10 protein-coding genes are annotated in these 13,501 nt (G+C 36.8%); 9 read left to right on the top strand and 1 reads right to left on the bottom strand.

The window, feature by feature from the left end:
• The first annotated feature begins 1 nt into the window (after position 1).
• The 9 genes from AEQU1_RS02995 (at position 2) to AEQU1_RS02955 (ending at position 12,217) form a co-directional block, all read left to right on the top strand.
• Positions 2-934: a bifunctional riboflavin kinase/FAD synthetase gene (locus tag AEQU1_RS02995; RefSeq protein ID WP_111878660.1), complete on the top strand. Its 933-nt coding sequence runs from the start codon at positions 2-4 to the stop codon at positions 932-934.
• Positions 927-2,264: an HTTM domain-containing protein gene (locus AEQU1_RS02990; RefSeq protein ID WP_111878659.1), complete on the top strand. Its 1,338-nt coding sequence runs from the start codon at positions 927-929 to the stop codon at positions 2,262-2,264. The genes AEQU1_RS02995 and AEQU1_RS02990 overlap by 8 nt, the downstream gene beginning before the upstream one ends.
• Before the next feature lie 41 nt (positions 2,265-2,305).
• Positions 2,306-3,577 carry a serine--tRNA ligase gene (gene serS / locus AEQU1_RS02985; RefSeq protein ID WP_111878657.1) on the top strand — a complete coding sequence of 424 codons (1,272 nt, stop codon included), beginning with the start codon at positions 2,306-2,308 and terminating at the stop codon, positions 3,575-3,577.
• A 46-nt stretch (positions 3,578-3,623) separates the two neighbouring features.
• Entirely contained in the window at positions 3,624-4,406 is a 783-nt protein-coding gene (locus AEQU1_RS02980; RefSeq protein ID WP_111878655.1) for an enoyl-CoA hydratase/isomerase family protein, read from the top strand.
• A 16-nt stretch (positions 4,407-4,422) separates the two neighbouring features.
• Positions 4,423-6,240 carry a Xaa-Pro dipeptidyl-peptidase gene (locus AEQU1_RS02975; RefSeq protein ID WP_111878653.1) on the top strand — a complete coding sequence of 606 codons (1,818 nt, stop codon included), beginning with the start codon at positions 4,423-4,425 and terminating at the stop codon, positions 6,238-6,240.
• 75 nt (positions 6,241-6,315) lie between these two features.
• On the top strand, positions 6,316-7,386 hold the full coding sequence (locus AEQU1_RS02970) for a PA0069 family radical SAM protein (protein ID WP_111878652.1): 1,071 nt from the start codon (positions 6,316-6,318) through the stop codon (positions 7,384-7,386).
• Between the two features lie 102 nt (positions 7,387-7,488).
• The gene (locus AEQU1_RS02965) at positions 7,489-9,159 is read left to right on the top strand and encodes an AraC family transcriptional regulator (protein ID WP_181566691.1); all 1,671 of its coding nucleotides are present in this window, start codon (positions 7,489-7,491) and stop codon (positions 9,157-9,159) included.
• A gap of 210 nt (positions 9,160-9,369) precedes the next feature.
• Positions 9,370-9,792 carry a hypothetical protein gene (locus AEQU1_RS02960; RefSeq protein WP_111878649.1) on the top strand — a complete coding sequence of 141 codons (423 nt, stop codon included), beginning with the start codon at positions 9,370-9,372 and terminating at the stop codon, positions 9,790-9,792.
• Positions 9,793-9,919: 127 nt separating this feature from the next.
• Positions 9,920-12,217, top strand: coding sequence for a S9 family peptidase (locus tag AEQU1_RS02955; protein WP_111878647.1), 2,298 nt, complete (start codon positions 9,920-9,922; stop codon positions 12,215-12,217).
• Positions 12,218-12,301: 84 nt separating this feature from the next.
• Here the strand turns inward: AEQU1_RS02955 and AEQU1_RS02950 are convergent, their stop codons facing one another.
• Positions 12,302-13,468: an RDD family protein gene (locus AEQU1_RS02950; protein WP_111878645.1), complete on the bottom strand. Its 1,167-nt coding sequence runs from the start codon at positions 13,466-13,468 to the stop codon at positions 12,302-12,304.
• Between the last annotated feature and the right edge of the window lie 33 nt (positions 13,469-13,501).

Below are 13,501 nucleotides of genomic sequence, written 5' to 3'. Positions count from 1 at the left end.
TTTGGAGAAATATTCATCAGCCTCTACTTTTAAAAATGAACGCCAAAGCGTAGTCACCATCGGCACTTTTGACGGCGTTCATATTGGCCATAAGACAATTCTGAAACGTTTGGTGGAAACTGCCAAAAAAGAAAATCTAGATTCTGTGGTGCTAACTTTTTTTCCGCATCCGCGGATGGTGCTTCAGCAAAAATCAGACATTAAGCTTTTAAACACTATTGAAGAAAGAACCCATTTATTGGAAAAAACGGAACTGGACTATTTAATAATACATCCTTTTACGCAAGCATTTTCAAGATTGACAGCTTTGGAATATGTGCGTGATATTTTGGTGAATAAATTAAAGGCTAAAAAAATAATCATAGGTTATGACCACCGTTTCGGAAGAAATAGAACCGCCAATATTGATGATTTAAAAGAATTCGGAAAGACATATAATTTTGAAGTTGAAGAGATTTCAGCAAAGGAAATTGATGATGTAGCAATTAGTTCCACAAAAATCAGAAAAGCTTTAAATGAAGGCGATATTGAAACTGCCAACAATTATTTGGGTTATTATTTTATGATTTCTGGGGAAGTTGTGAAAGGAAAGGCCATTGGCAGAACCATGAAGTATCCTACCGCAAATTTGAAATTGAAAGAAAACTACAAACTCATTCCAAAAAACGGGGTTTATATAGTTCAAGCTTTAATTGAAGATGAAAAAATATTCGGAATAACAAGTATAGGTACCAATCCCACAGTAGGCGGTACCGAAAAAACCATTGAAACCCACTTTCTCGATTTCAACAAAGACTTATACGGAAAGGAAATCACCATTGAATTTTTAAAATTCATTAGAGATGAGGAAACATTTGATTCGTTAGAATTATTACGTCAAGAAATAGTAAAAGATGAGCATTTCGCAAAGCAATATTTAAAAGAGCGTGAATAAATTTCTTTTCAAACAGGTTGATAACATTGGGCTCGTTCTTTTTCGTGTCGTGTTTGGCCTTTTGATTGCTACCGAAGCTATTGGTGCTGTTTTTTCAGGTTGGCTACGTCGTACTTTAGTTGATACACCATTTACTTTCAACTTTATTGGCTTCGATTTTCTACAATATCTGCAAGGTGATTTATTGTATTATTACTTCGCAATAATGGCCATCTTTGGTATTTTCGTGATGTTGGGCTACAAGTACCGCTTCAGTATGGTTGCCTATGCAATTATGTGGACCTGCGTTTATTTAATGCAGAAATCAAGTTACAACAACCATTATTATTTAATGATGTTGTTGTGTTGGATAATGGCTCTTCTTCCTGCCAACCGTTGGTTTTCACTTGATGCAAAAATAAATCCCAAACTCAAAAATCCTGCAATGTCGCACTGGGTGCTTATTGTTTTAATTCTCCAAGTCTGGATTGTTTATACATATGCCTCTGTCGCCAAATTGTATCCAGATTGGCTCAATGGCTCTATGACTGCATTACTTATGGAAGGAAAAAGTGATTATTGGATCATTGGAAGCATATTGCAAAAAACCTGGGTCCATTGGACAATTGCTTATACAGGTATTTTCTTCGACTTACTTATTGTTCCTTTAATGCTTTGGAAACGTACACGGCTTCTTGGTTTTATTATTTCTATATTTTTTCATCTTTTTAATTCCTTCATTTTTCACATTGGCATTTTTCCGTATATGTCCATTGCGTTTGCCTTGTTTTTCTTTTCTCCGGAAATACTTCAAAAACGATTTCTTCCTAAGAAAAAATTATATACAGGAAATGATGTAATTATTCCGAAACATAAAAACCTAATTATCGGTGTATTTTCAGTTTACTTTCTGTTTCAGATTGGCCTCCCGCTTCGACACTGGTTTTTAAAAGATGATGTTCTATGGACTGAAGAAGGCCACCGCCTTAGCTGGCGAATGATGCTTCGGGCCAAGAGTGGAAGCCTTGTGGTTTGGGTAAAGGATAAGAAAACGGGTAAAAAATCATATTACAATTACGGTACCATGCTTGGGCGCAAGCAAAAAGCAGCAGTAACAACCAAACCAGATTTAATGTGGCAACTCGCACAAAAAATAAAAACTGTTGAAGCCGAAAAAGGTAATGATGTAGCTGTTTATATGGAATCAAAAATTAGTGTGAACGATGGCCCTTACCATCCCTTTATTGATGCCAATGTTGATCTTGCTTCACAAATATGGCATCCTTTTAAACACAGTGAATGGATTTTGCCATCTCCAGAGGATTATAACGAAAAGCCTGATAAAGAATAAGGTGATTTTCCTAACTTTGCTTTTCAAATTAATTTAGGAAAATGCTAGAAGTAACCAACATTCGCGAAAACAAAGAAAAATATATAAAAGCCCTTGCCAAACGTGGTATTGACGCAGCTTCCACTATGGAAGAAATTTTAAACCTTGATGAAGAACGCCGCAGTTCGCAAGCGCAGTTAGATGAAGTTTTAGCGCAAAGCAATTCCTACTCAAAAGAAATTGGGAAGCTTTTTCAAAGCGGTGAAACACAAAAAGCAAACGAACTAAAGGAAAAAACGGTTGAGTTGAAGGAATCTTCAAAGCAACTAAACGACCAAATGTTGGCTGCTGCTGAAAAGTTACAACAGCTACTTTACACGCTTCCAAATATCCCAAATGATTTGGTACCGGCCGGAACCGACGAGAATGATAACGAAGAAGTTTACAAGGAAGGCGACATTCCAAAACTTGTTGAAGGAGCATTGCCGCATTGGGAGCTTGCCAAAAAATATGATTTAATCGATTTTGAACTCGGTGTGAAAATTACAGGCGCAGGTTTTCCAGTTTATAAAGGAAAAGGAGCCCGTTTACAGCGCGCATTGATTGCTTACTTTTTAGACAAAAATACTTCCGCTGGCTATACAGAATATCAAGTGCCCCATTTGGTTAATGAAGCATCCGGTTATGGAACTGGGCAATTACCAGATAAAGAAGGACAAATGTATCATGTGGGCATTGACGATCTTTATTTAATTCCAACAGCTGAGGTGCCAGTAACAAATATGTTCCGGGGCGATTTGCTGAATAATTCAGATTTACCTATAACATGTACCGCTTATACACCTTGTTTCCGTCGCGAAGCTGGAAGTTACGGCGCACACGTTCGCGGTTTAAACCGTCTGCACCAATTTGATAAAGTTGAAATAGTTCGCATTGAGCATCCCGATAATTCATATGCTGCTTTGGATGGAATGGTTGAGCACGTTAAAGACATTCTTCGTGAGTTGAAATTGCCGTACAGAATTCTTCGTCTTTGTGGCGGCGATTTAGGTTTTACTTCAGCTTTAACATACGATTTTGAAGTATTTTCAACTGCGCAAGATCGTTGGTTGGAAATTTCTTCAGTTTCAAATTTTGAAACTTTTCAAGCGAACCGTTTAAAACTTCGCTTTAAAGATTCTGACGGAAAGAATAAACTTGCACACACTTTAAACGGAAGCTCATTGGCATTGCCAAGAGTTTTAGCAGGAATTCTTGAAAACTATCAAACGGAAGATGGAATAAAAATCCCCGAAGTTTTAGTTCCATATTGCGGATTTGATTTTATAAAATAATTTTTCGTGATGTAGTACACATCACTCACATTTAAAAATATTTAAAATGAGTTACCAAAACATCCTTTCAGACACTAAAAACGGCATCACAACCATCACTATCAATCGCCCTTCAAAATTGAACGCCTTGAATCGTGAAACCATCCAAGAGTTGCACGATGCTTTTGAGAAAGCTGAAAATTCTTCCAAAACGAAAGTGGTAATTGTAACTGGAAGTGGCGAAAAAGCGTTTATTGCAGGAGCAGACATTAGTGAATTTGCCGATTTTTCAATTGAAGAAGGTGGAAAGTTAGCTGCAAAAGGACAAGAATTATTGTTTGATTTTGTTGCAAACTTTTCAAAACCAGTAATTGCAGCCGTAAACGGTTTCGCTTTGGGCGGGGGATTAGAATTGGCGATGGCGTCACATTTCCGTATTGCTTCCGATAATGCAAAAATGGGGCTTCCCGAAGTTTCATTGGGCGTAATTCCTGGCTATGGCGGCACACAGCGTTTACCACAATTGGTGGGCAAAGGCCGCGCGATGGAAATGATTATGACCGCCGGGATGATTGATGCTACTCAAGCGCTGCAATACGGCTTGGTAAACCACGTAACAACTCCGGAAGAATTGTTAGAATTTGCTGGAAAAATTGCTGGAAAAATTATGAAAAATTCTTCGGTTGCAATAACGTCAGCAATTCGTGCAATCAATGCAAATTATGAAGATGGCGAAAACGGTTTTGAAGTTGAAATTGAAGAGTTCGGTAATTGTTTTGGCACCGAAGATTTTAAAGAAGGCACACAGGCATTTCTTCAAAAGAGAAAAGCTGATTTTCCTGGGAAATAATTAATTAAAGAATAGTATGAAAAATTACATCTTACTTTTTTTAGCTCTAGCTTTTACCTTTTCTGTAACTGCCCAAGAAAAAGCCGAACCTTGGTTTAAAAACGGTGAAGCACAAATTGTTCCCGCTTTTGAAAATCAAAAAGATTGGATAAGAACAGATCTTTGGGTTGAAACCACTTTTAACACTGACGGCGATGGCAAACTAGACAGAATGCACGTAGATGTTACGCGGCCCAAACAAACCGAAGATGGCTTGAAACTTCCCGTGGTTTATGAATCAAGCCCATATTTTGCAGGCGTTGCGCCAGAAGTTGAAGGAGCTTTTCACGATGTGCATCACGAATTGGGTGCTCCCGAAAAGGAAATTGTACATCCTTCAGTAAAAAGACTTGGAGAACGGCCTATAATTTCAAATTCACAAATTAAAACCTGGGTTCCGCGAGGTTACATTGTTATTCATTCCTCTTCGCCGGGAACGGGACTTTCGCAAGGTTCGCCAACCGTAGGCGGTGATAATGAATCCTTAGCTCCTAAAGCAGTTATCGATTGGTTAAACGGTCGTGCAAAAGCCTACACAACTCCAGACGGAAACGAAGAAGTAAAAGCTTATTGGACCACTGGTAAAGTTGGCATGACAGGTACTTCTTATAATGGAACAATTCCGCTGGCAGCTGCAACCACTGGTGTTGAAGGGCTTGAGGCTATAATTCCCATCGCGCCAAATACTTCCTATTACCATTATTACCGAAGCAACGGATTGGTGCGTTCGCCGGGTGGATATTTGGGCGAAGATGTGGATGTACTTTATGATTTCATAAACAGTGGTGATGAATCGAAACGTGCTTATAATAATGCAACGTATCGCGATGACGAAATTAAAAATGGAATAGACCGCAAAACTGGTGATTACAATGAGTTTTGGGCGGGTCGCGATTATTTGAACGATATGAAGCCAATGAAAGCCGCGCTATTTATGTCGCACGGTTTTAACGATTGGAACGTAATGCCTGAACACAGCTACAGAATTTACAAAGCTGCAGAGGAAATGGGCTTGCCTGTAAAAATCTATTACCATCAAAACGGTCACGGAGGACCACCACCGTTTTCTATGATGAACCGTTGGTTTACACGTTACCTTTTCGGAATTGATAATGGGATTGAAAAAGAGCCGAAAGCTTGGATTGTTCGCGAAGATGATAAAAATGACAACCCTACTCCCTACGCAGATTATCCAAATCCGGAGGCTAAAAAAGTTACGCTTCATTTAAATTCCACCTCCCCAAATGAAGGAGTTTTAACTGTTGGAAAAAACAAGAAACAAGGCACCAAAATCTTGACGGACGATTATAATTTTTCTGGCGAAGAACTTGCTCAACTTCCAATTTCAGACCACAGACTACTTTTTGTAACACCTATTTTAAAGAAAGACCTGCATATATCTGGTCTTTCAAAATTGAACATCAAATTAGCCAGCAGTAAACCCGCAGCCAATCTTTCTGTTTGGATGGTTTCTTTGCCTTGGAATAAAGACAAGAATGCAAAAATAACCGACAATATTATTACGCGAGGGTGGGCAGATCCGCAGAACTACAAATCCATTTCAGAAAGTGAGCCTTTAAAACCTGGAAAGTTCTACGAAATGTCTTTTAATCTTATACCAGACGATCAAGTAATTCCCGCTGGGCAACAAATTGGCTTGATGATTTTTTCAAGTGATAGTCAATTTACACTTTTGCCCGAACCGGGAACTATATTAACTGTTAATCTTGATGAAACAACAATTGAAATTCCAGTTGTTGGTGGAAAAGAAAAATTCGAAAAGGCAATTAAATAGGAATATTTCCAAATATAAAAGGAAATAATCCAAATAATAATTAACTTTGAAGAGTAAAATTTTCAAAGTTTTTTTATGGCTGATAATGTTCTAAAGGGCCGTGGTGCACAAAAAAATATAAATAACCGTTTTTTCGAAAACAGTCACGAAGTGCTGGATGAGTACCTCAATTTTTGTGAAGCGGAAGGTGAAGAAGCAGACAAGAACAAAACAAACTATATTGAAGTTTTTCCGAAAACGTTTGTAAATAAAGTTGATAGCCCCGATGTGGGGATGGGTTTTTCAGCCAATCCTTACCAAGGTTGCGAGCACGGTTGCGTATATTGTTACGCACGCAATAGTCACGAATATTGGGGTTATGGCGCGGGATTGGATTTTGAACGAAATATCCTTTTCAAAAAAAATGCGCCCCAGCTTTTAGAGGAAAAAATAACTTCAAAAAATTGGCAGGGAAACCCCATCGTTTTTTCGGGTAACACAGATTGTTACCAGCCATTGGAACGAAAACTTGAAATCACACGAAAATGTTTGGAGGTAATGCTGAAGTGGAAACACCCAACTGGCATTATCACCAAAAATTCATTGATTCTCCGCGATCTTGATATTTTGAAAGAAATGGCAAAACTGAATATTATTTCAGTAAACATTTCCATCACTTCCCTTTCAGAAGATACGAGACGCTTGTTGGAACCAAGAACGGCGACTATAAAACAACGGTTAAAAACTGTGGAAACCCTTTCAGAAAATGGAATTCCCGTTCGGGTAATGATGGCACCAATTATTCCTTCGCTGAACAGTCACGAAATTCTTCCTTTGGTAAAAAAAGTTGCCGAACTTGGAGCGAACGATGTGAGTTACACCATTGTTAGATTAAACGGCCAAATTGCCGAAATTTTTAAGGATTGGGCGCACAAAACCATACCAGATAAAGCTGAGAGAATTCTAAACCAAATTGCCGAATGCCACGGCGGAAACCTCAACGATAGCAATTGGGGAAGGCGAATGAAAGGTGAAGGAACCATTAGCGAACAAGTAAAAAACACAATGAATCTTGCCAAAAATAAGTTTTTAAAAGACCGAAAAACTGAGCCTTTGGATGTATCGCATTTTCTGCAGCTTAAAAACCCGCAGATGCGTTTATTTTAAATAGTATCTTTGGCGCATAGCAAGTTAAATGAAAGCCATACCAGAATATTTATGTCCCTATTTAAAAAATTTCTTCTTTTTTGTTTTCTTTTAAATTGTTCGATGTTTTTTGGGCAGGAAAAAACAGAGCTTTCGCAATTGTCTTTTGAATCACTTAGTGACTCTATTCAGAAATACATTAACACAGATCTATCAAAATCTGTTATTTTATGCAACGCTTACATACAAAAAGCCATAAGAGAAAAAGATAAAAAACAACAGTATTTAGGCTTGGAAGCTCTTACTTCAACTTATCTAAGTCACCGCCAACTCCAGAAAGGACAGGAGTATTTTAAAAAAACGCTAGAATTTGCCGAAAAAAACCAATTGGAGGAGCAAATTATTACAGCGCATATTTTGGGAGCGAAAAGCAAAATGCTTGTTCCGGACGCATCCTTGGCATTGGATGAACTAAATAAGGCACTCGAGCTTGCCCAAAAATTAGATAATGATGATTATAGGGAAGCTATTTTAATAAATATAGCTTATATATTACAACTATCTGGAGATACCCAACAAGCAATTGATATTCGTAAAAAAACCATCTCAATTTATAAAAATAAGCCGCTTGATTCTGTGTATACTTCTGTTGAGAAAAAGCAGGTTCTCGTAAATTGCTATTATTTACTTTCCGAATCCTTTCTTAAAATAAAGCAGGCGGATTCCGCTAAGCACTACGCCAAGCAAATTTCAAAATTGATAACTCCCGAAGATAGTTGCGGTCAAAGAATCCTTTATATAACAAGAGGCGAAATTGATTTCTTCGAGAAAAAATATAGTGCTGCCAAGAAAAATTTTGCTTTCGCTTCACAACTGTGTGATCCAAATTCACCATTGATGGATTTGAGAATGAATTATGATTTGGGAAAAGCGGCGCACGGGGAAGGCAATTTTGAGGAGGCAAAAACTACGTTGTTAAAAGGCTTGGAAAAGTATGACGTAAAACCTTCGGAGGAAGGGTATATGGACAATTACTACAAGCTTTTGGCAGACAGCTTTAAAGAAACAGGCAATTTTGAAAAGGCGAATTATTATTTTGAAAAGTATATTAATTCCACCTCAGAATTCGATAAAATAAAAAGTGATCTAAAAGCTTCCACTAAAGCACAGGAAATAGAAAGATTCAGAACCGAACTGAAAACGCTGGAAACAGAAAAAAACAAAAAGCAAACCTACCTGAATTATTTATTTTTAGGAGCTTCGCTGATAATTTTAGCATTGCTTTTTGTCTTACTTCACTTTTACAGAAACAAAAAGAAAAACGAAGCCAAATTTGAAGCTTTACTTAACAAAATGAAGCATTCTTCAGAAAATGAACTTTCTATTATTGATACGAAAGATGAGGTGCTGGAAGAAAAAAACACCACTGATGTATCCGAAGAAACAAAACAACAAATTTTAGCAGGGCTTAAAAAGTTAGAGAAACAGGAATATTTTCTAAAACAGGAATGTAACTCATACAATGTTGCAAAAAAGATAAATACAAACACCTCTTATCTGTCAAAAGTAATTAACTCCCATTACGGTAAAAACTTCAATACGTACATAAACGATCTTCGTATTAATTACACCATTGTCCGCCTTAAAAACGATGTGATTTTTAGGTCCTACTCCATTCAATCTATCGCCGAGGAAGTGGGATATAAATCGGCAGATTCCTTTACAAAATACTTCAAAAAAGATACAGGACTGAACCCTTCTTTCTACATTAAAGAAATTAAGAATATCGCCTAAAAAACTCTTTTGAACCCTAGATTTATAAATATAGGGTTAGCGAATTCGTCGTCTTTTCTATTTTTATAAAATTCCCTTAAGCTCTTTAAACACAGTATATTTCATCGTTATTTATATTCCCCAATTTCCTAAATCTAGGGAAGCTTCTCTTTTATTAATGTGTTTTGTGTTGCAAGTTTGTTTCAGAAATTAACCACTAAAACAATTTATATGAAATCACAAAAAAATCAAAAACGCAATCACAAACTTATTGTAAAAATAATCCTCGGTTTTATAATCGGGATTTCATTTGGTTTCGGTGTAGGTAAATTCTTCAAATCTGAAAAAAAACTTACTTCTTCCATTGAAAAAACCATTCAACAAAACTGTCAGTGCGAAAGTATCACTTCAAATTTCGGAGCAGTTGGAATTCAGTTCAGCAAAGAAGACGGTTTCAGCAATAAGAAATTAAGCTTCACGCTAATAAATTGCGATTATTATTCTTCGGAAAAAGAGGAAGCCACACGGTTGAACGAAATTTTAAAACAAGAGGTTGAAAATTATGCTTCGGTAGATTTTATCTCCTTTCAATTTAAATCAGAAGAGAAAAATGAAATTGTAAAAATCAAGAACGGGAGTATTTTAAATCAATAATAATTTAAATATACAAGTATGAAAAGCAAAACCACAAAACGTATTCAAGCTATCAAATTTGGAATTGGAATTATAATAGGAATTTCAATCTATTTAATCGTAAAACTAATATTCTAAATAAAACATTATGACAACACTTATAAAATTTACAATCGCAATAACATTACTGTTTTTAGGAGCAAAAGTAAATGCACAAGAGCTGAACGGCTCTTACAGCGGCACTCTGGATGTGCAGGGAATGCAAATGGAACTAATCTACAACATAACCCAAACGGCAGACGGATTAACGGCGACACTTGATGTTCCTGTGCAAGGAGCCTCAGGAATTGAACTGGATTCGGTAATTTTACAGGACAAAGAAGTTACCATCAAATCTGCCAAAATGAAAATGACCTTTACGGGGACATTATCTGGGAACAACATTGAGGGAACTTACGAACAAATGGGCCAAGAATACCCACTAACCCTAAAAAAGACTTTGAAAACAAAACCAGGAAACACTTCGCTGCCATCAACAGATGCTGAATTAACAAAACTCGCTTCAAAAGAAACTGGAAATTATAAATATTCCGTTGCAGATTATTTTAAAACCCCCGAAGCCTATTCGTTTAAACTTTCGCCAAATGGCAGGTTTATAAGCTATATGAAAAGAAGGGAAACAGGAGAGCGCGATTTATATTTAAAAGAAACGGCAACACAAAAGGAAACGTTATTGATTAAGCAGGAAGAAGATTTAATTCGCGGCTATTTTTGGGCCAACAACAATCGTATTCTTTACCTACAGGACAAAGGCGGAAATGAAAACCATCACGTTTTTGGCGTAGATGTTACAGGCGAGAGCAAAAAAGAACTTACTCCTTATGAAGGCGTAAAAGTAAACATTATTGAATCTTTGAAAGAAGACGAGGATCACGTAATTGTTCAAATGAACAAAGACAACTTGCAACAGGAAGAACCCTATAAACTCAATATAAATACCGGAGAAGCTATAAAGTTATATACAGTAAACGCAGGCGATCCGCCCGTAGCTGGTTACGATTTTGACCGCAACGGAAATCTACGTGCTATTAACCGAATTGTTGATGGAATCAATGCTGAAATTTTGTATAACATTGATGGTGAATTTAAGCAGTTAAGAGTTACAGATTTTGGAGATGTTTTTGGTATCTCTTCCTTCAATCCTAATACTGACAATCCAGACGATGCTTATGTAATTTCCAATTTGGGAAAAGACAAAATGGAGATTCAGCTTTTTGATTTGAAGAAAAATGAAAAGATAAAAACCATTTTTAGCAATGATACTTTTGATGTTTCCGGATTATCTCTATCCCGAAAACGCAATTATGAAATAGATTACTTCTCATACACGGGCGAAAAGGCAGTGATTGTTCCAGTTAGCAGCACTTACAAGAAAATATATAAGCGTTTGCAAAAAGAATTTGGAGAGAAGCAGTTTTTCACCGTAGATAGAACCGATGACGAATCGCAGTATATGGTGGCGGTTACCAGCGACAAAATTGTAGGCGAATATTATCTGTACGATGTTGAAAAAGATACCGTAACCCTTCTGTACAAATTATTGCCACAGTTAAAGTCCGAAGATATGGCTACTATGAAGCCCATTTCTTATAAAAGTCGCGATGGACTTACCATTCACGGTTATATCACGCTTCCAAACAGTTACAAAAAAGGTGAGATGCTGCCTGTAATTGTAAATCCTCATGGCGGGCCACAAGGAATCAGGGATAATTGGGGGTTCAATCCAGAGGCACAACTTTTTGCTAGTCGCGGTTATGCAACTTTGCACGTCAATTTTAGAGTTTCCGGTGGTTATGGCAAAGAATTTTTAAAAGCGGGTTATGGACAAATAGGGCGTAAAGCCATGGACGATGTGGAAGATGGTATTGATTACATAGTAAATCAAGGCTGGGCAGATAAAAACAAAGTTGCAATTTACGGTGGAAGTCACGGTGGTTATGCCGTATTACGCGGAATGACCAAAACCCCAGATAAATATGCTTGTGGTGTAGATTATGTAGGCGTAAGCAATTTGCATACGTTTATGAAAACTATTCCTCCTTATTGGGAAAAATACCGGGACTTACTTTATAAAATTTGGTACAACCCGAATATTCCAGAAGAGAAAGCTATTATGGATGAGATTTCGCCTGCGCTACACGTTAATAAAATCCAGAAACCACTATTCGTTGTTCAAGGTGCTAATGATCCACGTGTAAATATTGACGAAGCAGATCAAATTGTTGAAAGCCTAAGAAAAAGAGGGGTAGAAGTACCTTATATGGTAAAATATGACGAAGGCCATGGCTTTGGAAAAGAAGAAAATAGATTGTCCTTGTATGAAGCAATGATGGGCTTTTTTGCAGAAAATCTTAAGGCTGATAAAGTAAATCCTGTAAAAGAGTAAACACATCAAAATATTTATCAAACCAAATAATGCCGATGCAAAAAGCATCGGCATTATTATTTACCACTATATTTCAGAAAGCAATTAATGCTTCATCTTTTCACCCACAACGGTATAGGAAAGCTGATCGTGAAAGAATTTTTTGGTTTTAATAAATGTGAAAATCTGTATGATAAAAGGAATTATCAAAACATAGGAATAGGCAACAATAAAACGGAGAATATTTCGCCAAAAGGCTTTAAAAAAAGAAACCCGATGTCCATTTCTATCGGTAATCTCCAGTTTCATAATTTGTTTGCCAAAAGTACCCCGATGCTTTGAGGACTCGAAAATGGCGCAGATAACAAAATAGAAAAAAAAGCTGAATAAAATCATAAAGAGTGTCTCGGTTTCCGATATTTCTTGAGTGTCTGAAACAATTACCGAAATAATAGTCCAAAAAAGAAAAGCTATTAGCACTGAAGGAATCGCGGTGATTATATTGTCTAGAAAAAAGGCTATAGCACGTTTCCAAAATACATTTTTATAGTAACTTTTTCGCCAATCAACATCCATGGCTACATTGTTGATGTTTTTGGGTTTTGCTTTAAGCGGTTGCGGTTCCACTTTTTTGGGCTCTACTTTTTCTTGTATTTTTTCAACACTGGGTGCTTCTTTATCAGTTTCTACCTCAAACGTTTCATTTTCTGGTGGGGTTCTATCTATATGTGTTTCGGTCAATAGTTCAGAAACCTTTTCATCAACTAGCTCATCTTCCTCTGCATTTTCATAACTAAAATTCTCGATAGACTCATAGATATCTGTAACTACTGCAGTTAAGGCATCGTCTTCACTATTCCAAAATTGCTTGTTATTTAGCGGTTGGATATTTTTTGGTAAGAGTGGCAAATTTACAAACGGAGTCGATTTCCACATACAGTTACGCACCAAAATAGGAAGCATTACGGTTTCATTTCTATTATATCTTTCTATGACTTTCTGGGTGCGCAGATACGTTTCATCATCGTTAATGAAATCGGAACTTATAAAAGCAAGGACAATATCTGCTTTATACAATTTCTCTTTGTATTGTTTTACATCCTGACCGGGTGGAATTTCAAAGTCACTTTCAATTTCAATGGGTCTTTTTGAGCTTCTTATGACTGGGGCAAGATATTTTTTTACAGCTATACACTGTTGTTCATCCTCTGGTGCCGCTAAAAAATAGATGTTTATTGTAGCTGTGGATACTTCTGATTGATCAATTGCCATTTTGAAAATCTTTTATTGGTTAGTAATTAGTTA

The organism is Aequorivita sp. CIP111184, assembly GCF_900489465.1.
Taxonomy (GTDB): domain Bacteria; phylum Bacteroidota; class Bacteroidia; order Flavobacteriales; family Flavobacteriaceae; genus Aequorivita.
This window is presented reverse-complemented; position numbering and strand designations above follow the sequence as displayed.

Bases quoted from the DNA above. Each gene is read 5' to 3' on its own strand.
- serS (WP_111878657.1), top strand. From the start codon at position 2,306: ATGCTAGAAGTAACCAACATTCGCGAAAACAAAGAAAAATATATAAAA.
- AEQU1_RS02980 (WP_111878655.1), top strand. From the start codon at position 3,624: ATGAGTTACCAAAACATCCTTTCAGACACTAAAAACGGCATCACAACC.
- AEQU1_RS02975 (WP_111878653.1), top strand. From the start codon at position 4,423: ATGAAAAATTACATCTTACTTTTTTTAGCTCTAGCTTTTACCTTTTCT.
- AEQU1_RS02970 (WP_111878652.1), top strand. From the start codon at position 6,316: ATGGCTGATAATGTTCTAAAGGGCCGTGGTGCACAAAAAAATATAAAT.
- AEQU1_RS02965 (WP_181566691.1), top strand. From the start codon at position 7,489: ATGTTTTTTGGGCAGGAAAAAACAGAGCTTTCGCAATTGTCTTTTGAA.
- AEQU1_RS02960 (WP_111878649.1), top strand. From the start codon at position 9,370: ATGAAATCACAAAAAAATCAAAAACGCAATCACAAACTTATTGTAAAA.
- AEQU1_RS02955 (WP_111878647.1), top strand. From the start codon at position 9,920: ATGACAACACTTATAAAATTTACAATCGCAATAACATTACTGTTTTTA.
- AEQU1_RS02950 (WP_111878645.1), bottom strand. From the start codon at position 13,468: ATGGCAATTGATCAATCAGAAGTATCCACAGCTACAATAAACATCTAT.